Below are 19,982 nucleotides of genomic sequence, written 5' to 3'. Positions count from 1 at the left end.
CCGCATAGAACGGAACGGTTTCGTTCCTTTTGGCGAAGGCCTTGCAGACCTCGCCTGACAGCAGGAGCCGCCATCATGTTTGAAGACACTGTTTTGGAGCGCGACCAACCGGGGCATGAGGGTATCGAGGGGGCGTCCTCGGCTCCGGCCTCCCATGAGCCTGACCGGCCCTCGGTCACCGCACGAGCTCCGGCGCAGGAGCATCCCGCGGGCAAGCAGCCCGCCCCGCCGGCAACAATCCCGCTGGAGGTCATCGGCAAGGCAGCACGGCCCAGCTTTCTCCGCCGCCGTCCGGTCGTCTCCGCGATCGGCGCCGTGCTGCTCGCCGCAGCCATTGGCGGCGGCTATCTCTACATGGACTACAGCGCGCATTTCGAATCCACCGACGACGCCTTCATCGCCGCGCGTCAGTCGGCGCTGGCGCCGAGGGTCTCCGGCTACATCACAGCCGTCCCGGTCACCGACAACCAGCATGTCGCGGCCGGCGACGTGATCGCCCGGCTCGACGACCGCGACTATCGCGTCGCGCTGGCGCAGGCCGAGGCGCAGGTCGCTGCCGCGCGCGCCAGCATCGAGAATGTCGATGCGCAGCTCGACGTGCAGCAGGCGCAGATTGCTGCCAACCAGGCGCAGGTCGACCAGGCGCAGGCGGCGCTGGTGTTCGCCCAGCAGCAGGCGACGCGCTACCAGCATCTGGAGCAATCCGGCTACGGCACCGTGCAGAATTCCGAGCAGTTCACCTCGCAGCTGCATCAGCAGCAGGCTGCGCTGTTGAGCGCGCAGGCGACGCTCAACCTCGCGCAGCGCCAGGTCGAGTCGCTGAAGGCGCAGCGCAAGAGCGCGGTCGCCAACCTCGCCCAGGCCGAGGCGCAACGCGACCAGGCCAAGCTCAATCTGTCCTATACGACGGTCACCGCCGCCCAGCCGGGCCGCGTCGTCAGCCTGTCGGCCGCGGTCGGCCAGTTCGCGCAGGCCGGCACCAACCTCACGATGTTCGTGCCCGACCAGACCTGGGTCACCGCGAACTTCAAGGAGATCCAGCTCGACAAGATGCGGCCGGGCGAGAAGGTGACGATGAAGATCGACGCCTATCCCGGACGCACCATCCAGGGCCATGTCGAGAGCGTGCAGCCGGGCTCCGGCACCGCGTTCTCGCTGCTGCCGGCGCAGAACGCCACCGGCAACTACGTCAAGATCGTGCAGCGCGTGCCGGTGAAGATCGTGATGGACAACCCACCGGCCGACGTCGCGCTCGGCCCGGGCATGTCCGTGGTGCCGACGGTGCGGATCAATCCCGCGCCGTCCCTGTTCGAGCGCCTTGAGAAGTCGAGCCTCGGGAGGCTGTGATGAGTGTCGCCGCCATCGATGCCAAAGGCATTCCGGCTCCGAGCGTCACCGTCAATCCCTGGCTGATCGCCATCGTGGTCGCGCTCGCGAGCTTCATGGAGGTGCTCGACACCACCATCGCCAACGTCGCGCTGCCCTATATCGCCGGCGGCATGGGCGTGAGCGAGGACGAGGCCTCCTGGGTGGTCACCACCTATCTGGTGTCCAACGCCATCATCCTGACCGCCTCCGGCTTTCTCGCCCGCACGCTCGGGCGCAAGACCTTCTTCCTGATCTGCCTCGGCATCTTCACGGTCAGCTCGATCCTGTGCGGTTTTGCACCCAATCTGAACGCGCTGCTGCTGTTCCGTATCCTGCAGGGTCTCGGCGGCGGCGGCATGGTGCCGGTTGCGCAATCGATTCTCGCCGACGCCTTCCCGCCGGCCAAGCGCGGGCAGGCGTTCGCGGTGTTCGGCATTGCCGTCGTGGTGGCGCCGGTGGTCGGGCCGACGCTCGGCGGCTGGCTGTCCGACAACCTCTCCTGGCACTGGTGCTTCCTGATCAACGCGCCGGTCGGTGTGTTCGCGATCGCGCTGATCGCGGCCGTGCTGCAGGAGCCCGCGACCGCGAAAGCCAAGGGAGCGCGGCCCCAGGACAACAGGTTCGACTTCATCGGCTTCGCGCTGGTCGCGACCTTCCTCGGCGCGCTCGAGGTGGTGCTCGATCGTGGCCTCGAGGACGACTGGTTCGCCTCGCCCTTCATCATCACCTTTGCAGTGTTCTGCGCCGCGGCGTTCGTGCTGATGATCCCGTGGGAGATGACCCGGCGCAATCCGGTGATCGACCTGCGCATGGTCGCAACCCGGCAGTTCGGCGCCTGCTTCCTGGTGATGCTGGCGACCGGCGCCATCCTGCTCGCCACCACGCAATTCTTGCCGCAGCTGGTGCAGCAGGATTTCGGCTACACCGCGACCTGGGCCGGCCTCGTGCTCTCGCCCGGCGGCGTCGTCACCATGATGATGATGTTCGCGGTCGGCCGGCTCGCCACCAGGGTGCAGCCGAAATACCTGATCGTTGCCGGCGCGCTGGTGATCGCCGCCTCGATGTACAGCATGACCAACGTCTACGGCGATCTCGGCTTCTGGTTCATGGCGCGCTCACGCATGCTGATCGGCGTCGGCCTGCCGCTGATCTTCGTGCCGATCATGGCGGCGTCCTATGACGGCATTCCCGCTGGGAAGACCGACCAGGCCTCCGCGCTGATCAACGCGGCGCGCAACACCGGCGGCTCGATCGGCGTCTCGATCGTGTCCAACGTGCTGACGCATCGCCAGCAATTCCACCAGAGCCGGCTGGTCGAGCAGGTGACGCCGTCGAGCCCGCAATACCAGGACACGCTGCACCAGGTCACCGACTTCTTCGTCGCCCAGGGCAGTTCGCTGGCGCAGGCGCACAGTCAGGCGATCCAGTGGATCGGACAGCAGGTGCAGACCCAGGCCTCGTTCCTGTCCTACATGGATGCGTTCTGGGTCCTGATGCTTATCTCGCTGTCGGCGATCCCGCTGGCGCTGACCTTGCGCAAGGTCAAGCTCGGCGGCCCCGCCCCCATGGGTCATTGATCCCGGCGCGGGCATGGATGCGTTACGGCAGAATGCAAGCGTGGCGCGGCCGCGCTATCGACCGGACAGGTTCGCGCGCCACGCGCGGGCCTTCGCGGTCGTCTCCTCGACGAAACGCGTTTTGCCGTTGCGATAGGCCGCGATGTCCTCTCTCGAGGAGGCAGCAAGGGCCTGCTTGATCTCGGCGTAGGCACGGGACACCTCGGGGTGCGCGCGAAGATAGTCGCGAAACACCAGCAGCGTTTCCCAGCGCGGATTGGATGGCTCCATCACATGCAGATGATGGGTCCACGGCCCCGGAGGACCCTTGCGGAAGAACAACTCGCCAGGCAGCCACGCCGCGTATTCCGATATGTAGGTGCAACCGAGCGCCTCGATCGGCTCGATGCAGCGCTCCCGTGCCTCCGCGAGGCTGGGGACACCGACCATCAGGTCGATGATCGGCTTCGACGGCAAGCCCGGAACCGCGGTGCTGCCGACATGCTCGATGGCCAGGGCCTGCGAGCCGAGCGCGTGCGCGATCCTCGCGCGCTCCGTCTCGGACATGGCTGGCCAGTTGGGGTCATAGTCCAGGACAACGATTGGCCCGGCGCCGTATTTCTCCATGGCACACCCTGATTGCTTGCCGCGAAGTCCCCTTCGCGAGTCAATCAAACCATGATGGGGCTAGGTTCGACCAGAGGCACGCTGCCGGTGGCCGCGCCACCACAGGCCGAAGGCGATCGTGACCGCAGCGGCCAGCGAGAACCAGGTGATGGCGTACTGCATGTGGTCGTCCTTGAGCCGCACCTTGAGCGGTCCGGGCTTCGGCGTGCCGCTGTCGGGCACCGGCGCCTCGAGGTCGATATAGAACGGTGCGACCTGGCCCCAGCCGAGCGCCTGCGCCATCGCGCGATGGTCGCGCACGAACCACAGCCGCTTCGAGATATCTTCCTTCGGCGTCAGCCGGCCCGGTGGCTCGGGAAAGCGGATATAGCCCGTGAGCTCAACCGGCGCGCCGGTGACGAGGCGGCCGACCACGCGGTCCTCGAAGGCACGATCCTGCATCGTGTTCTGGACAAAGCCGGTGTTGATCACGACGGTCTCGCCGCTGGCGAGCTTCGCCGGCAGCAACGCCCAGGTGCCGGGACCCGAAATGTCGTCGCGCACGGCGGAGCCGGAGCTGAACACCATCGCGTCAGGCTGCTTCGCATAGGTCGCGGTCAGGGTCACGCGGCGGAATTCATCCTTGGCGGAGGTCAGCGTCGGCCATGCCGACGGCGGCGGCAGCGCCTCGGTCGGCGCGGCCAGCCGCGCCTCGAGCGCTGCGATCAGCGCGTGCTTCTCGACCCGGCGCTGCAATTGCCAGAAACCGAGGGCGATAAACACCGCGATCAGGATCAACGTGAAAATGCCGAAGCCGGCCGCGCTCGGCCGGCGCGTCGTCACATCATTCATTTCGGGTCGCGCTCGATCAATTGGCCTTCGGCGGCCTTGTGGTGGAATTGCAGCGCGATCAGAAGTGCCTTCATCGATCGTAGCGGCAGGATCGTGGTAACCAGGATCAATGGCAGCCACAGCGCGGCATGCACCCAGAACGGCGGCTGGTACTTCACCTCGACGATCAGCGCCGCCGCGACCACGATCGCGCCGGCCAGCATGATCACGAAGATCGCCGGCCCGTCGCCGGAATCGATGAAGGCGAAGTCGAGGCCGCAGGCCTGGCAGCGCGGCGCCAGCGTCAGGAAGCCGGAATAGAGCTTGCCCTTGCCGCAGCGCGGGCAGCGGCAGGCGATGCCGCGCAATGCGCTCTCAGTGACGGTCGGCGGGGTATCGGTCATTTGGCTCCTTCCCCTCTCCCCTTGTGGGAGAGGGTGGCGAAATCGAGCGGAGCGAGATGTAGCCGGGTGAGGGGTCTGTCTCCGCGGATGGAGACCCCTGATCCGGCGCGGATTACATCCGCGCCACCTTCTCCCACAAGGGCAGAAGGGAAACAAAAAGGGGCGGCCATTCGGCCGCCCCTTTTTAGCACGTCGGCCGGCAATTAGTGTGCGCCGTGGGCCATCGTCTCGGCGCCATGGCCCCAGACGTAGATGCAGATGAACAGGAACAGCCAGACCACGTCGACGAAGTGCCAGTACCAGGCGGCAAACTCGAAGCCGAGATGCTGCTTCGGCGTGAAGTGGCCGGCGTAGGCGCGGATCAGGCAGACCAGCAGGAAGATGGTGCCGACCAGCACGTGGAAGCCGTGGAACCCGGTCGCCATGAAGAAGGTCGCGCCATAGACGTTGCCGCCGAACGAGAACGTCGCATGGGCGTACTCATAGGCCTGCACGCAGGTGAAGAGAGCGCCGAGGATAACGGTAAGGATCAGACCCTGCTTGAGGCCCTGGCGGTCGTTCTCGAGCAGCGCATGGTGCGCCCAGGTGACGGTGGTGCCGGAGGTCAGGAGCAGCAGCGTGTTGAGCAGCGGCAGATGCCAGGGATCGAAGGTCTCGATGCCGTGCGGCGGCCAGGTACCGGGAACGGAGCAGGCGCCCATCGCCGTGCCGGCGCCGCAGCCGAACACCGCATCGCGGGTGGCATGCACCGCGTCAGCCGGGAACAGCGCCGCATTGAAGAAGGCCCAGAACCAGGCGACGAAGAACATCACCTCGGAGGCGATGAACAGGATCATGCCGTAGCGGTGGCTGATCTGCACCACGCGGGTGTGGTCGCCCTTGTACTGGGCTTCCTTGATCACGTCGCCCCACCAGCTCGCCATCGTGTAGAGCACGCCGATGGTGCCGACGCCGAACACGATCGGCGCGGCGGAGAACATGTGGTGCATCCAGCCGATCGCGCCGAACGCCATGATGAAGGCCGAGATCGAGCCGACCACCGGCCATGGGCTCGGGTCGACGAGATGATAGTCGTGATGCTTGACTTGCGCCTCAGCCATTGCCGTCTCTCCATTCGCGTGCCGCAAGGCACGTCTTAAATCTTAAATTCCAAAACTAGCCGCCCTTGCGCTGTTCCGCCTCGCCCGCCGCCACGGGCTTCGGCGCGGTGTCGCGCACGGGGAAGAAGGTGTAGGACAGGGTGATCGTCTTCAGCGTGTCGTTCTCGCTGTCCTTGGCCAGCGCCGGATCGACATAGAACACCACGGCCATCTCGCGCTTTTCGCCCGGCGCCATGGTCTGTTCGGTGAAGCAGAAGCAGTTGATCTTCTGGAAATAGGCGCCGACCGTCAACGGCGCGACATTGTAGGACGCCTGGCCGGTGGTGGTGCGCGCCGACTGGTTGGTGACAGTGTAGTAGACCGTGACCACCTGGCCGATCTTGACGTCGATCGTGTTCTGCTCCGGCTCGAACTTCCAGGGCAGGCCCGGCGCGACGTTGGAATCGAAGCTGACCGAAATAGTGCGCTCGAGCGGCGCATCCGAAGGCACCGAGGTCGCGACCTGGGTGGTGCCGTTGAAGCCGGTGGTGCGGCAGAACCAGTTGTAGAACGGCACGGCTGCGTAGGACGCGCCGACCATCAGCACCACGACGAAGCCGCAGATCGAGGCAACCACGGCGTCGCGCGTCAGCGTGCGGCGCGTGACCTTGGCGCCCTCGCCCTGCTGCGGTCCCTGGTTGGCCATCTCACTCACAGCGGCCGCACCAGCACGGCCGGCCCCTTGACGAGGGTGACGGCGAAGAACAGCACGACCAGGATGCCGAGCGCGAGCGCGATGGCGATCGAGCGCTGGCGGCGGCTCTTGAGCTGCGCCTCGGTGAGGACGATGCCTTCTGGTTCGCGTTTCTCGTCCATTGATATCCCATGCGCCCCCATCTCGCCCCCCGGCTCCCTATCCGATGAAGACAGGCGCAATCGCGCGGACCACGACCTCGGCGAGAAGGACGGCAAACAGCGCGAACAGATAGAGGATCGAGAAGGCGAACAGCCGGCGCGTGGCGCGGTTGGCAGCCGTCCCCTCGCGGCGGCGATAGACCTCGATGGCCAGCCACAGCATGCCGGCGCCAAGCACCAGCGAGGTGACGCCGTAGATCGCGTCGAAATAGCCGAGCGGCCACGGCGCCAGCGCGATCGCGACCAGCACGATGGTGTAGAGCAGAATCTGCAGCCGGGTCGCGTCGGGACCGGCGACGACCGGCAGCATCGGGATGCCGGCGCGGGCATAGTCGTCGCTGCGGAACAGCGCCAGCGCCCAGAAGTGCGGCGGAGTCCAGAAGAAGATGATCAGGAACAGGAGGATCGGCTCGACCGAGAGCGATCCGGTCGCGGCGGCCCAAGCCACCACCGGTGGCAAGGCACCGGCGGCGCCGCCGATCACGATGTTCTGCGCGGTCCAGCGCTTCAGCCACATCGTGTAGACCACGGCATAGAAGAAGATGGTGAAGGCAAGCAGCGCACCCGCCACCCAGTTGACCAGAATGCCGAGTGTCATCACCGAGAAGAAGGCGAGCGTGATGCCGAACGCGGCCGCCTCGGTCTGCGTGATGCGGCCGCGCGGAATCGGCCGGTTGGCGGTGCGCGTCATCAGCGCGTCGACGTCGCCCTCATAGGCCATGTTGAGCGCGCCGGAGGCGCCGGCGCCAACCGCGATGCACAGGATCGAGGTGAATGCCAGCACCGGATGCACGTGCACCGGCGCGATCATCAGCCCGACCAGCGCGGTGAAGATCACCAGCGACATCACGCGCGGCTTCAACAGCGCGATGTAGTCGCCCACTTCGGCCTCGGAGATCCGGGGCAGCTCGATGGCGTTGTGATCGACAACCGACAAGATCAGGTCTCGCTTCTCTCAAAAGGCGCGGCGCACCCTTAAAGTGCGCCGCGTTGTCGTGGACTTACTGCACGCGGGGCAGCACTTCGAACTGGTGGAATGGCGGCGGCGAGGTCAGTGTCCACTCCAGCGTGGTCGCACCGGCGCCCCACGGATTGTTCGCGGCCTGCTCCTTGCGGACGAAGGCATCGATCACGCCGTAGATGAAGATCAGGACGCCGATGCCGGAGATGTACGAGCCCCAGGAGGAGATCAGGTTCCAGCCGGCGAACGCATCCGGATAGTCGACATAACGGCGCGGCATGCCCGACAGGCCGAGGAAGTGCTGCGGGAAGAACACCAGGTTGACGCCGACGAAGGTAAACCAGAAGTGCGCCTTGGCGATCCGTTCCGAGTACATGTAGCCGAACATCTTCGGGAACCAGTAGTACCAGCCGGCGAAGATGCCGAACACGGCGCCGAGCGACAGCACGTAGTGGAAGTGCGCCACCACGTAGTAGGTGTCCTGCAGCACGCGGTCGACGCCGGCATTGGCCAGCACGACGCCGGTGACGCCGCCGACGGTGAACAGGAAGATGAAGCCGATCGCCCAGATCATCGGCGCCTTGAACTCGATCGAGCCGCCCCACATCGTGGCGATCCACGAGAAGATCTTCACGCCGGTCGGCACCGCGATCACCATCGTGGCGGCGACGAAATAGGCCTGCGTCGCCGAGGACATGCCGACGGTGTACATGTGGTGCGCCCACACCACGAAGCCGATGCCGCCGATCGCCACCATGGCGTAGGCCATGCCGAGATAGCCGAACACGGGCTTGCGCGAGAAGGTGGAGACGATCTGGCTGATCATGCCGAAGGCGGGCAGGATCAGGATGTACACTTCGGGGTGACCGAAGAACCAGAACAGATGCTGGAACAGCACCGGGTCGCCGCCGCCGTCAGCCGCAAAGAAGGTGGTGCCGAAATTGCGGTCGGTCAGCAGCATGGTGATCGCACCGGCGAGCACCGGCAGCGACAGCAGCAGCAGGAACACGGTGACCAGGATCGACCACACGAACAGCGGCATCTTGTGCAGGGTCATGCCCGGCGCGCGCATGTTGAAGATCGTGGTGATGAAGTTGATGGCGCCGAGGATCGACGAGGCACCCGCGAGATGGAGCGAGAGAATCGCGAAATCGACCGCCGGTCCCGGATGGCCCGAGGTCGACAGTGGCGCATACATGGTCCAGCCCGCGCCGACGCCGTTGGCGCCCGGCTCACCCTCGACGAAGGTGGACATCACCAGCAGCGCGAACGAGGCCGGCAGCAGCCAGAACGAGATGTTGTTCATGCGCGGGAACGCCATGTCCGGCGCGCCGATCATCAGTGGCACCATCCAGTTGCCGAAGCCGCCGATCATCGCCGGCATGACCATGAAGAAGATCATGATCAGGCCGTGCGAGGTCACGAACACGTTATAGGTGTGCGTCTCGTGGAATATCTGGACGCCCGGATACATCAACTCGGCACGGATCGCGATCGACATCGCCGCGCCGATGATGCCCGCGATCACCGCAAAGATCAGGTACATCGTACCGATGTCCTTGTGGTTCGTGGAGTAGAGATAACGCCGCCATCCGGTCGGATGGTGGGCGTGATCGTCATGGGCGTGATCGTCGTGTGTCGCTGCGCCTGTCGCCATGTTCAAAATCCTGCCTTGCAGTCCCTCTTGGACCTTGCGGTCCCGTCGCCCTTATTCCATCCGCGCCGTAAGCCGTGAGGCTTACTGCGCCGCCTGACCAGCCGAGGCGTAGGAATTCGCCGGGTTGGTCGCAAACTTCTTCTTCGCGCCTTCGACCCAGGTCGCGAATTCCTGGTCGCTCACGACCCTGACCGCGATCGGCATGAAGGCATGGTCCTTGCCGCACAGTTCCGAGCACTGGCCGTAGAACACGCCGGTCTTGGTGGCCTTGAACCAGCTCTCGTTGAGGCGGCCGGGGATCGAGTCGATCTTCACGCCGAAGGCCGGCACCGCGAAGGAGTGGATCACGTCGGCGCCGGTGGTCTGGATCCGCACCACCTTGTTGACCGGGACCACCATCTCGTTGTCGACGCCGAGCAGGCGCGGCTGCTTGTCCTTGTCGAGCAGCGAGTCGAACTCGAACTTGCCGTTATCCGGATAGGCGTAGGACCAGTACCACTGCTTGCCGGTGACCTTCACCGTGAGATCCGGCTTCGGCACGTCGAGCTCCAGGAACAGCAGGCGGAACGACGGCACCGCGATGCCGACCAGGATCAGCACCGGGATCAGCGTCCAGGCCACCTCGATCAGCGTGTTGTGGGTGGTCCTGGAGGGGACCGGGTTGGCCCTGGCGTTGAACTTCACCACCACGATGATGAGCAACGCGAGCACGAACAGCGTGATCAGGGTGATCAGTACCAGCAGGAAATTGTGAAACCAGATGATGTTTTCCATCACCGGGGTCACGCCTTCCTGCAGCGTGTGCTCCCACGGCGCCGGCTGCCCCATTTCGGCGAAGGCCGATCCCGCGGCGACAGACGCCACACCCGCCACCGCCAACCCCAGCAATTGCCTGCCCAACCGGCCAATCGACATCTTCATGCCGCTCGCGCTCCCTTGCATTATTCCCCAAAGCACCCCCGGCATGTAGCCGAAAATGCAGCACGATCCGCCCTGACAAATGGCCTTCCGGACATACCCGTCTCTGAGTCAAGGTGGGTACGGGAGCCAGATCGCTAGAACGCGTCGAAATCCAGCCTCTCAAACCATAATTCTCCGGCGCTCGCAATGCAGTAGTGGGGCCGAAAGCCATGCGCCTGCGATGAAGCTGCCGCTTGCGATTTTTCCCGCAAAATCAAGCGAAAGCACTTGGACCAATTGTCCATGCCGCTTGACAGGGGGATTACCGGATGTACCCACAGACAGGGCAGCGCACAGGAACCTGATTCGCTGCGGGCTGCCCCAATCCGGCGCGAGAATGGCTTCACGATCGCCTTCAAGGCGCCGTCATTGCGGTATCAGTCGACGCCTGAGCATGATCCGGAAGAGTGGAAACCGGTTTTCCGAAAGATCATGCTCAAACAAGAAGATGAGATCATGATTCGCTTCCGGGAAGCGCATCGTGGCGCGCGTGCTACCGGCGGACGGCCGGACCGACCGAACATCTATAAGGATCGACCCGGATGGGCGCTTCGAACATTCGTTTGACGATGGCCAGCCGGCTCGGCGGCCTCGCGATTCTGGCCCTCTGCCTCGGCCTTTCTCTTGGCCTGACCCAGCCGGCGAACGCGCAAGGCGCGGTGCGCTCGGTCCACGGCGACTGGCAGATCCGCTGCGACACTCCGCCCGGCGCCCAGGCCGAGCAATGCGCGCTGATCCAGAGCGTGGTAGCGGAAGACCGCTCCAATGCCGGCCTGACCGTGATCGTGCTGAAGACCGCCGACCAGAAGAGCCGCCTGATGCGCGTGGTCGCGCCGCTCGGCGTGCTGCTGCCCTCCGGCCTCGGCCTCAAGCTCGACAATCAGGACGTCGGCCGCGCCGGTTTCGTCAGATGCCTGCCCAATGGCTGCGTCGCCGAGGTCGTGATGGACGACAAGCTGCTCGGCCAGCTCAAGAACGCCAAGACCGCGACCTTCATCATCTTCGAGACGCCCGAGGAAGGGATTGGCTTTCCGCTCAGCCTGAATGGCCTGGCGGAGGGGTATGACAAATTGCCCTAGCGGCGCCGAGCGGCACAGGAAAGCGTAGCCCGGATGGAGCGCAGCGCAATCCGGGGCCGCCATCATCGCGGATTGACCAGTCCCGGATTGCGCTGCGCTTCATCCGGGCTACGCCATCTCAACGGACGCCGGCGTAATAGTCGAACAACGCGATCGCCTCCGTGGACAGCCAGTCCGCCTCACCCGTCATGTAGCCTTCGACCTGCCCGGTGATGCCGATCAAAAATGAGATCGGCATGCCGTAGAGCGCGAACGGCGTATCGACCTCGGCGGCGTCGACGCGCGAGACGAGACCACCGGGATCGAAGCCGATCGCGAGGTGGCGCAGCTTGAGCTGCTTGACGTAGGGCGCGACCGGCGCGCGGTTGCGATCGGTGCTGATAGCGACGACCACGAGATCGCGACGGCCGCTGGCGGCAAGGCGGTCCAGCATCGGCAGCTCGGTCCGGCACGCCGCGCACCAGGTGGCCCAGAAGTTCACCAGCACCATCTTGCCTTTGAACGCCGTGAGATCGAGCGCGCCGCCGGCGAGCGCCGGGATCGCGACCGGCGGCACCGGGCGGGCGCCTTCGACCTGCGTGAACTGATGCCGGATGGTGCCGAATTGCGGCGGTCCCGACGCTGCGCGCGCAGCTCCGGTGGGCATTGCGAGCGAGGCGCCGGCGCCAATCATGCCGGCAACGACCGCGCGGCGCGTCGGTGCGAGAGCTGACGTCATGACAAGTTCTCCGCTTGGCTTGATGGCCACATCGCTCAGGACCGGATGTAGGACCAGCCGGCTTCCTGCAATTCGATGATGCGCCCGGGCCCGTTCGGCACCAGGTCGACATGATCGAGCAGCACCAGCGGATGTCCCTCGGCGCGCTCCATGCCGAGCTTGGTGGCTTCGCAGACAACCAAGCGGATGTCGGGCGTGAGCCCCCGCACCACCCGCAGCAGATCCTTCACCGGCGAGGTATCGGCGCGCAGCATGTGGACGCCAGCATTGTAGGCGACGACCTCGATCTCGAACGGCTCGTTGCGCTCCCGATAATATTTCGGGAGGTTGAGCGCGGTCGAGATCAGCGCCCGCATCGTGGTCGGGTCGTCGCTGTTGATCGGCAGCACAACGTGGTGCACGCGCGGCTCGGGCTTCTTCGGCTCGGGCTTCGAGACCGCCGCGACCGAACCGGTGAGCAGCATTGTCGCGGCGAACGGCACCGCGAAGGCCAGCACCAGCCCGGTCACGACCGTCAGCGTGCGGCGAGAGATGCGCATCGCGCTCGCCTCACGGCGCGCTCGCGAGCAGGGCGAACTGGCTACGCTTGGCGTAGGCGACGATCACACTCAATGTCAGCAGCACGAGGGCGGGCACCGGCGAGCCGCCGATCACGAACAGATGCGTGATGGTGGCGCCGACCATGATGCAGCTCAGCAGCACGCCGCCGAACGCCGCGACCGGGGGCAGCAGGATCAGGACCGCGCCGAGCAGCTCCAGCGATCCGGTGAAATAGCGGAACCACTGACCGAGCCCAATATGCTCGAATTCCTCGACCAGCATAGGCACACCGTAGAGCTTGGCGGCGCCAGCGGCGGCAAAGGCCAAAGCGAGCAGTCCCCTGACGACCCAGAGGCTGACGGATTTCCAGCGCGACGGCGCCGCGGCAACTGCAACTGACATTGATGACTCCCGAGTTGTTCGTAAGGCCGGACCGCGGCCACCCGACCGATCGGCGGCTGGCCCGCGGCTTTCGGTGGTCTAAATTCGGGAGTAAGATGAAAAGAACAAGTAGGATGCTTTTTGTGAGGTAGTATGAAAAAACTGACTATTGAGCCCGCCGAGCCTCCGATGGCGTCCGAGCCGTGCAACGGCGACCTGTCCGCGCAATTTCATCGCGCGCTGTCGGTGCTGGCCGGGAAATGGAAGGGCGACATCCTCTGGCAATTGGTCGAGCGCAAGCGGCGATTCGGCGAGCTGCGCCAGTCGATCCCCGGCGTAACCCAGCACATGCTGACCACGCAGCTGCGCGATCTCGAGGCCAACGGTCTCGTCAAGCGCACGGTCTATCCCGAGGTGCCGCCTCGGGTTGAGTACGAGATGACGCCGTCCGCCAAGGCGCTCAAGCCGGTGTTCGACGAGCTGTACCGGTGGGCGCAGGAGCATGGCTTTCCGACCTCGGCACAAGGCACCGCGCAGCCGAAGCCGCAATCGGCCGATGCAGCCGAGCGCGAAAGCCAGCCGCGGAAGGCGGATCGGCGCTCAAGGTGATGACGACAAGGTGACGAGCCCGACGGGGCACTGTGATCGACCGCATAGCCGCAGGCACTCCCGGTTTGCCACCCCAACCACTATCTTTGATGATCGCCGTCCGGGCCTGAACCGGGACCGGTACAGGTTTCCGGGTTGTAAGATGAGTTTTCCGCTCGTCTCTGCTTCAATCCCCCGAAATCCTTGGCTTCCGGGTTCCCCACTGGCAATCAGTTGCGCTTCAGGCAAGGATGACGAGGAATCGCCAAGCAATCGCATTGCGTCGGAGTGACCATGACCAATCCCGCCACGACCTCCCTGCTCGACCGCGCCAATCTGGACCGCGATGCTGTCCGCCGCGAGGTGTCCCGCGGCCTTGAAGGCGCCGACGACGGCGAGCTGTTCCTGGAGTTCGGGCAGACCGAGGCGCTGGTGTTCGACAACGGAAGGCTGAAGCAGGCGACCTATGACACCTCGCAGGGCTTCGGCCTGCGCGCGGTCAAGGACGACGCGGTCGGCTATGCGCATTCCTCCGACGTCTCGATCCCGGCGCTGATCCGCGCCGCGGATGCGGTCGCGGCCGTGCGCGGCGGCTATGCCGGCACTTTCGCCGCGGCGCCCGCCCACACCAACATCAAGCTCTATGGCGACGAGAACCCGCTGGACGGGCCGGCATTCGAGGCCAAGGTCAAGCTGCTCGGCGAGATCGACGCCTATGTCAGGGACAAGGACCCGCGGGTGCGTCAGGTCTCGGCCAGCCTCACCGCGACTTGGCAGGTGGTCGAGATCCTGCGGCCCGACGGCGAGAGCTATCGCGACATCCGCCCGCTGGTGCGCGTTAACATCTCCGTCGTCGCCGGCCAGGGCGACCGCCAGGAGAGCGGCAGCAAGGGCTATGGCGGCCGCGAGGGCTATGCCCGCTTCATCGAGACCAAGGCCTGGCGCGACGCCGCCGACGGCGCGCTGCGCGAGGCGCTGGTCAATCTCGAATCGGTGCCGGCGCCCGCCGGCGAGATGGACGTGGTGCTCGGCGCCGGCTGGCCCGGCGTGATGCTGCATGAGGCCGTCGGCCACGGGCTCGAGGGCGACTTCAACCGCAAGCAGACCTCCGCCTTTGCCGGCCTGATGGGCCAGCAGGTCGCCGCCAAGGGCGTCACCGTGGTCGACGATGGCACCATGGCCTCGCGCCGCGGCTCGCTCTCGATCGACGACGAGGGCACGCCGACCAACCGCACCGTGCTGATCGAGGATGGCATTCTGGTCGGCTACATGCAGGACCGCCAGAACGCCCGGCTGATGGGCATGAAGCCGACCGGCAACGGTCGTCGGCAGAGCTATGCCCATGTGCCGATGCCGCGCATGACCAACACCTACATGCTGTCGGGCGACCGCGACCCGGCCGAGATCATCGCCTCGGTGAAGAACGGCATGTACGCCGCCAATTTCGGCGGCGGCCAGGTCGACATCACCTCGGGCAAATACGTGTTCCAGTGCACCGAAGCCTACAAGATCGAGAACGGCAAGCTCGGCGCGCCGCTGAAGGGCGCCATGCTGATCGGCAACGGACCGACCGATCTCCACAGGATCACCATGATCGGCAACGATCTTGCGCTGGATACGGGAATCGGCACCTGCGGCAAGAACGGCCAGGGCGTGCCGGTCGGCGTCGGCCAACCGACGCTCAGGATGGAACGGATTACGGTCGGAGGAACGGGCTAGTGAGCAGCGGAAACGAAGTCGTGACGGCCAAGCCGACCAGCTGGCGCGGGCAGGCCGTGCAACTGGCCGCGATCGTGGCCGTCGTGTTCCTCGCCAAGGGCGCGATCGCCGAGCCGTTCTACGTGCCGTCGGGATCGATGGAGCCGACGCTGCTGATCGGCGACGCGCTGGTCGCCTCGAAATATCCCTATGGCTACGGCGCGGCCTCGCTGCCGATCCAGATCACGCTGCCTGAAACCGGCCGCGTGTTCGGCGAGACGCCGAAGCGCGGCGACGTCGTCGTGTTCCGCTGGCCGGGCGACCGCTCGCAGGCCTGGGTCAAGCGCGTGGTCGGGCTGCCCGGCGACCGCATCCAGATGCGGCAGGGTCAGCTCTTCATCAACGATCATGCGGCGACGCTGAAGCCCGACGGCACCGGCTTCGCCGAAGACGATCGCGGCGGCGGCGAGGAGGCGTATCGCTATATCGAGACGCTGCCGAACGGCGTCAACCACGCGATCTTCAAGATTCGCGACAACGGCCGGCTCGACAACACCCAAGAGGTGACGGTGCCGCCGGGCAAACTGTTCGTGCTCGGCGACAATCGGGACAATTCCGCCGATAGCCGCGTGCCGGTGCGCGACGGCGGCGTCGGCCTCTTGCCGATCGACAATCTGATCGGCCGCGCCGACGCCGTGGTCGGCTCCTGGGACCTCGGCATCCGCAGCCAGCCGGTCTGGACCTGGCTCTCAGGCTTCCGCCTCGCGCGCTTCTTCACCTCGGTGCAGTAGACGCGTAGCCTGGATGGAGCGCAGCGCAATCCGGGATCTCCCACTCTGCAAGATGTCCCGGATTTCGCTTCGCTCCATCCGGGCTACATTCCTTGCGGGATGATAGTCGTGACCTTCGACGACATCAGGCACATCGCGCTGGCATGGCCGGAGGTCGAGGACGGCTCTTCCTACGGCACGCCGGCGCTGAAGGTGCGCAACAGGATGCTGGTGCGGCTCAAGGAGGACGGCGACAGCCTGGTGATGCCGGGCGTTCCGGCGGAGGAGCGCGACATGCTGGTCGAGCATCAGCCCAAGGTGTTCTACTTCACTGATCACTACCGCGACTACCCGATGGTCCTGATCCGCCTGTCGAAGGTCAAACGCGCCACCGTCGAGCCCTTGCTGCGCCGGCACTGGCGCACGCTGGCATCGAAGAAGGCGGTCCGCGACTACGACGCGACCGCCTCGTCGTGACGCAGGACGAATTCCTCGCAGCCGCGCTGCGCAACCCGGCCAATCAAGCCATCACCGACGAGCTGCACCGCCTCGGCCTGCCCGATGCGTGGCTGGTCGCCGGCTGCCTGGTGCAGACCGTCTGGAACGTGTTGACCAGCCGGCCGCTCGATCATGGCATCAGCGACCACGACATCTTCTATTTCGATCCGGATACCTCATGGGAGGCCGAGGACGCGGTGATCCGCGAGCTGAAGGCACGGCTTGCGCATCTCGGTGTCGCGATCGAGGTGCGCAACCAGGCCCGCGTCCATCTCTGGTATCCCGACAAGCACGGCCTGCCCTACCCGGCGCTGTCGCGTTCGATCGACGGCATCGATCGCTTCCTCACCGAAAACACGCAGATCGGCATCCGCCGCACCACGCGCGGCTACGACGTCTATGCGCCGAACGGTTTCGATGATGTCGCCGGCATGATCGTGCGGCCGAACCGAACCGCGAACTTTTCGCCGGCGAACTATGCGACGAAGGCGGCGCGCTGGAAGGCGCTCTGGCCCGAGATCACGGTGCTGGCGGCGGAGTAGCCTGTCGTCGCTTCGTAGCCCGGATGAAGCGCAGCGAAATCCGGGGCAGACCCGTCCGCGGTGAGCGCGGTCCCGGATTGCGCTTCGCTCCATCCGGGCTACAGAATCAACGCACCACGCCCGACGTGAACCCCGCCTTGCGGCGCGGCGGCTTGATCTCTTTCTTCAGGAAGCAATGCGCGTCGCGGCCGGCATAGCCGGGCCGGGCGTAGGTCCAGGCGCGGCACTTGTTGTCGGCGGTGCAGGCGGCCTGGCAGGCCTCGTCGCCGTCGCTGCTCTTCAGCTCGAAATTCTTGTAGTCGCGCGCCGAGCCGGTCGATCGAGGTTTCGATGGCGCCGTTGCGCGGCTCGACCACACCCGCGCCGCGCACCCCGGAGACGCAGCAGACGTTCTGCACCCGTGGCGGCACGGTGCTCTTCAGCCAGCACACCGCCCCATTATTGGCGTCGGTCGGATAGTTGAAGCTCCAGGCGCGGCAACGGCGGTCACGCTCGCAGGTCAGCGCGCAATCGGCCGGATCGCCCGTCGTCACCGGCGCGTTGAGATAGTCGCCGCCGGGGCGGTCGAAATTGGTCTGCGCCAATGCCGGGCGCGCGACGACCGCGGCCGCAAGGACCGCAAACATCACCACACACGCCCTAAAGTGGCGGCCTATCCCCATGAGATTGCTTTCAAATTCGCGCAGCCCCGCGCGTTTAGCGGGGCGTCATTTGAACGCCATGAACCTGTACGGCGGATGAACGGCGGGTGCGACACCACCGCCGTTCGCGCGCGCCTCACGCCCGGATCGGATCCAAGCGGGGACTAAAAGGCGTATTCCTGATAGGCCGGTTCCACCGAGCCCTTCCAGGGACCGTTGAACTTCTCCAGCATCTCCTCGGCCGGCGAGCGGCCGGCCTCGATGATGCGCTCGAGCGGTTCGAGGAAGCGGCTCTCGTCGCGTCCGAGATGATCGATCCGGCCGCGCCGCCGCAATCCGGCATGCGACAGGATCAGGCACTCCTTGGTGATCTCGAACAGATAGCGATCCTTGATCCGCGACTTGAAGCCGAAACGCGGCACGTCGTCACGCAGCGCCTGCCGCTCCGGCGCGGTCCAGTGGCGGACGATGTCCCAGGCGGCGTCGAGGCTGTCATTGTCGTAGAGCAGCCCGACCCAGAACGCCGGCAGCGCCGGCAGCCGGCCCCACGGCACGCCGTCGGCGCCGCGCATTTCGAGGTAACGCTTCAACCGCACCTCGGGGAAGATCGTCGAGAGGTGATTGGCCCAGTCCGACAAGGTCGGGCGCTCGCCCGGGAAGGCGGCATTCTTGCCGGCGAAGAAATCCCGGAACGAGGAGCCGGAGACGTCGATATATTCCTCGCCGCGCTTGACGAAATACATCGGAACGTCGAGCGCGTAATCGACATAGCGCTCGAAGCCCATGCCGTCCTCGAATGCGAACGGCACCATGCCGCTGCGCGCATTGTCGGTGTCACGCCAGATCTCGGAACGGAACGACAGGAAGCCGTTGGGCTTGCCTTCGGTGAACGGCGAATTGGCGAACAAGGCGGTCGCGATCGGCTGCAGCGCCAGCGACACCCGCAGCTTCTTCACCATGTCGGCTTCGGAGGAGAAGTCGAGATTGGTCTGCACCGTGCAGGTCCGGAACATCATGTCGAGGCCGTATTTGCCGACCTTCGGCATGTAGTTTCGCATGATCTTGTAACGCCCCTTGGGCATCATGGGGATCTGCGCGCGCGACCAGGACGGCGTCATGCCGAGGCCGAGGAAGCCGATGCCGAGCGGGGTTGCGATCTCCCGCACCTGCGCCAGATGCGCCATCAATTCCGACTGCGTCTGATGCACGGTTTCGACCGGCGCGCCCGACAGTTCGAACTGCCCGCCGGGCTCGAGCGAAATCGCGCCGCCGCCGGTGACGTCATAGAGGCCGATGATGTTGCCGCGCTCCATGATCGGCTCCCAGCCGAGCAAGAGCTTCATGCCCTCGAGCAGCGCGCCGATGCCCTTGGCGCCTTCATAGGGCACGGGCTGATGGCCCTCCAGCGTGAACGGAGTCTTCTCGTGCTCGGTGCCGATCCGGAATTCGGACTCAGGCTTCACGCCGGCTTCAAGCCACGCCACGAGTTCGTCGCGCGACTGCAGCGGCGTCATGTCGATCTGGTCACGCGCCATAGATAATCCAACTCAAGGGCGCTTCGATCGAAGGCGCGCGGTGGCAGGGACATCCGCGAGCCACAACGGCTGCGGATGATGGAATCAGCAATATCATCGGGCAGGCACGCCGTCTCGCGCAGGCGCAGCCTTGCTGTCAGCCTTGGTCTCATTCTTGACGTCGCCTTTGACGTCGCCGCAGGCGCAGCCGAGCCGGTCGAGCAGGCCGCACAGCCTGGTTGCGTCGGCGTCGGATAATTTCGAGCCGACATGCTTGTCGATCGCGGCGGAATAGGCGTTCCACATCCGCTTCTGCAGCTCGCGTCCAGCCTCGGTGATCTCGACGAACTGGCCGCGCTTGTCGATCTTGCATTCGCGGCGGGCGGCGAGCCCCTCGTCGACCAGCTTGTCTATGAGCCGCGAGGTCGAATATTGCGGGATCAGCATCTGGCGCTCGAGCTCGACCGGGCGCAGCTCGCCCGACGGTGCGCGGGACAGCTCGAGCAAAGCGTCATACCAGGCGAGCGGCGGAAAACCGGCCTTCTTCAAATCCTGCTCGACGCAGTCCAGCACCCGGCTCGGCACCCGCATCAGGCGGATCCAGGCGGCCGTCGCCTCGCTCGATAGCTTGCGTTTCATGGTCTAGCTCATAGGGTCCCGGCACCGACTGTACCGC

Annotated in this window: 23 protein-coding genes and 1 pseudogene; 9 read left to right on the top strand and 15 right to left on the bottom strand. The window is 65.5% G+C overall.

The annotated features are described in order from the left end of the window. Positions 1-75 precede the first annotated feature (75 nt). Positions 76-1,347 carry an HlyD family secretion protein gene (locus ACVI1L_RS17285; protein ID WP_456783354.1) on the top strand — a complete coding sequence of 424 codons (1,272 nt, stop codon included), beginning with the start codon at positions 76-78 and terminating at the stop codon, positions 1,345-1,347. Beyond that, on the top strand, positions 1,347-2,945 hold the full coding sequence (locus ACVI1L_RS17280) for a DHA2 family efflux MFS transporter permease subunit (RefSeq protein ID WP_229191816.1): 1,599 nt from the start codon (positions 1,347-1,349) through the stop codon (positions 2,943-2,945). The genes ACVI1L_RS17285 and ACVI1L_RS17280 overlap by 1 nt, the downstream gene beginning before the upstream one ends. A 54-nt stretch (positions 2,946-2,999) precedes the next feature. On the opposite strand, the gene ACVI1L_RS17275 is transcribed toward ACVI1L_RS17280, so the two are convergent. The 9 genes from ACVI1L_RS17275 to coxB form a co-directional block, all read right to left on the bottom strand. Beyond that, entirely contained in the window at positions 3,000-3,551 is a 552-nt protein-coding gene (locus tag ACVI1L_RS17275) for a GrpB family protein (protein ID WP_456783353.1), read from the bottom strand. 60 nt (positions 3,552-3,611) lie between these two features. Beyond that, a complete protein-coding gene (locus ACVI1L_RS17270; RefSeq protein WP_253625067.1) occupies positions 3,612-4,382 on the bottom strand; it encodes an SURF1 family protein in 771 nt (256 codons plus the stop codon). Then, positions 4,379-4,765, bottom strand: a complete 387-nt coding sequence (locus ACVI1L_RS17265) for a DUF983 domain-containing protein (protein WP_026191934.1) — start codon at positions 4,763-4,765, stop codon at positions 4,379-4,381. The genes ACVI1L_RS17270 and ACVI1L_RS17265 overlap by 4 nt, the downstream gene beginning before the upstream one ends. Positions 4,766-4,968: 203 nt before the next feature. Then, the gene (locus tag ACVI1L_RS17260; RefSeq protein WP_057016083.1) at positions 4,969-5,865 is read right to left on the bottom strand and encodes a cytochrome c oxidase subunit 3; all 897 of its coding nucleotides are present in this window, start codon (positions 5,863-5,865) and stop codon (positions 4,969-4,971) included. A gap of 55 nt (positions 5,866-5,920) precedes the next feature. Continuing rightward, the gene (locus ACVI1L_RS17255) at positions 5,921-6,550 is read right to left on the bottom strand and encodes a cytochrome c oxidase assembly protein (protein ID WP_456783352.1); all 630 of its coding nucleotides are present in this window, start codon (positions 6,548-6,550) and stop codon (positions 5,921-5,923) included. Between the two features lie 5 nt (positions 6,551-6,555). After that, entirely contained in the window at positions 6,556-6,720 is a 165-nt protein-coding gene (locus ACVI1L_RS17250) for a hypothetical protein (protein WP_028334632.1), read from the bottom strand. A 37-nt stretch (positions 6,721-6,757) separates the two neighbouring features. Further along, positions 6,758-7,696, bottom strand: coding sequence for a heme o synthase (locus ACVI1L_RS17245; protein ID WP_028334631.1), 939 nt, complete (start codon positions 7,694-7,696; stop codon positions 6,758-6,760). Between the two features lie 64 nt (positions 7,697-7,760). Then, positions 7,761-9,377, bottom strand: coding sequence for a cytochrome c oxidase subunit I (gene ctaD, locus ACVI1L_RS17240; RefSeq protein WP_057016079.1), 1,617 nt, complete (start codon positions 9,375-9,377; stop codon positions 7,761-7,763). Positions 9,378-9,458: 81 nt separating this feature from the next. Beyond that, positions 9,459-10,298, bottom strand: a complete 840-nt coding sequence (gene coxB, locus ACVI1L_RS17235; RefSeq protein ID WP_026191935.1) for a cytochrome c oxidase subunit II — start codon at positions 10,296-10,298, stop codon at positions 9,459-9,461. 282 nt (positions 10,299-10,580) lie between these two features. On the opposite strand from coxB, the gene ACVI1L_RS17230 reads away from it, so the two are divergent. Both ACVI1L_RS17230 and ACVI1L_RS17225 read left to right on the top strand, forming a co-directional pair. Next, a complete protein-coding gene (locus ACVI1L_RS17230; protein ID WP_141341606.1) occupies positions 10,581-10,904 on the top strand; it encodes a hypothetical protein in 324 nt (107 codons plus the stop codon). Then, positions 10,880-11,416 carry an invasion associated locus B family protein gene (locus ACVI1L_RS17225; protein ID WP_253625069.1) on the top strand — a complete coding sequence of 179 codons (537 nt, stop codon included), beginning with the start codon at positions 10,880-10,882 and terminating at the stop codon, positions 11,414-11,416. Before ACVI1L_RS17230 ends, ACVI1L_RS17225 begins: the two co-directional genes overlap by 25 nt. A gap of 118 nt (positions 11,417-11,534) precedes the next feature. Here the strand turns inward: ACVI1L_RS17225 and ACVI1L_RS17220 are convergent, their stop codons facing one another. Genes ACVI1L_RS17220 through ACVI1L_RS17210 form a run of 3 tightly spaced genes read right to left on the bottom strand, consistent with a single transcriptional unit; the run spans position 11,535 to position 13,076 of the window. After that, positions 11,535-12,134, bottom strand: a complete 600-nt coding sequence (locus ACVI1L_RS17220) for a TlpA family protein disulfide reductase (RefSeq protein WP_253625070.1) — start codon at positions 12,132-12,134, stop codon at positions 11,535-11,537. A 35-nt stretch (positions 12,135-12,169) separates the two neighbouring features. After that, on the bottom strand, positions 12,170-12,673 hold the full coding sequence (locus ACVI1L_RS17215; RefSeq protein WP_229191376.1) for a DsrE family protein: 504 nt from the start codon (positions 12,671-12,673) through the stop codon (positions 12,170-12,172). A 10-nt stretch (positions 12,674-12,683) separates the two neighbouring features. Further along, complete coding sequence (locus ACVI1L_RS17210) at positions 12,684-13,076, bottom strand: DoxX family protein (RefSeq protein ID WP_057016074.1); 393 nt, start codon at positions 13,074-13,076, stop codon at positions 12,684-12,686. Positions 13,077-13,208: 132 nt separating this feature from the next. On the opposite strand from ACVI1L_RS17210, the gene ACVI1L_RS17205 reads away from it, so the two are divergent. The 5 genes from ACVI1L_RS17205 (at position 13,209) to ACVI1L_RS17185 (ending at position 17,151) form a co-directional block, all read left to right on the top strand. Continuing rightward, a complete protein-coding gene (locus ACVI1L_RS17205; RefSeq protein WP_082653702.1) occupies positions 13,209-13,664 on the top strand; it encodes a winged helix-turn-helix transcriptional regulator in 456 nt (151 codons plus the stop codon). A gap of 273 nt (positions 13,665-13,937) precedes the next feature. Then, the gene (gene tldD, locus ACVI1L_RS17200) at positions 13,938-15,362 is read left to right on the top strand and encodes a metalloprotease TldD (RefSeq protein WP_028334625.1); all 1,425 of its coding nucleotides are present in this window, start codon (positions 13,938-13,940) and stop codon (positions 15,360-15,362) included. Next, positions 15,362-16,132: a signal peptidase I gene (lepB, locus tag ACVI1L_RS17195; protein WP_016847099.1), complete on the top strand. Its 771-nt coding sequence runs from the start codon at positions 15,362-15,364 to the stop codon at positions 16,130-16,132. The genes tldD and lepB overlap by 1 nt, the downstream gene beginning before the upstream one ends. A 108-nt stretch (positions 16,133-16,240) precedes the next feature. Beyond that, positions 16,241-16,588 carry an MmcQ/YjbR family DNA-binding protein gene (locus ACVI1L_RS17190; RefSeq protein WP_253625072.1) on the top strand — a complete coding sequence of 116 codons (348 nt, stop codon included), beginning with the start codon at positions 16,241-16,243 and terminating at the stop codon, positions 16,586-16,588. After that, complete coding sequence (locus ACVI1L_RS17185; RefSeq protein WP_229191374.1) at positions 16,585-17,151, top strand: nucleotidyltransferase family protein; 567 nt, start codon at positions 16,585-16,587, stop codon at positions 17,149-17,151. Before ACVI1L_RS17190 ends, ACVI1L_RS17185 begins: the two co-directional genes overlap by 4 nt. A 106-nt stretch (positions 17,152-17,257) precedes the next feature. Here the strand turns inward: ACVI1L_RS17185 and ACVI1L_RS17180 are convergent. The 3 genes and pseudogenes from ACVI1L_RS17180 to ACVI1L_RS17170 form a co-directional block, all read right to left on the bottom strand. Continuing rightward, positions 17,258-17,813 (bottom strand): annotated as a pseudogene (locus ACVI1L_RS17180) (PAN domain-containing protein). A 143-nt stretch (positions 17,814-17,956) separates the two neighbouring features. After that, a complete protein-coding gene (locus ACVI1L_RS17175) occupies positions 17,957-19,327 on the bottom strand; it encodes a glutamate--cysteine ligase (RefSeq protein WP_456783351.1) in 1,371 nt (456 codons plus the stop codon). A gap of 93 nt (positions 19,328-19,420) precedes the next feature. Beyond that, a complete protein-coding gene (locus ACVI1L_RS17170; protein ID WP_456783350.1) occupies positions 19,421-19,945 on the bottom strand; it encodes a MarR family winged helix-turn-helix transcriptional regulator in 525 nt (174 codons plus the stop codon). Between the last annotated feature and the right edge of the window lie 37 nt (positions 19,946-19,982).

The sequence above is a fragment of the Bradyrhizobium sp. USDA 4516 genome (assembly GCF_054055915.1).
This window is presented reverse-complemented; position numbering and strand designations above follow the sequence as displayed.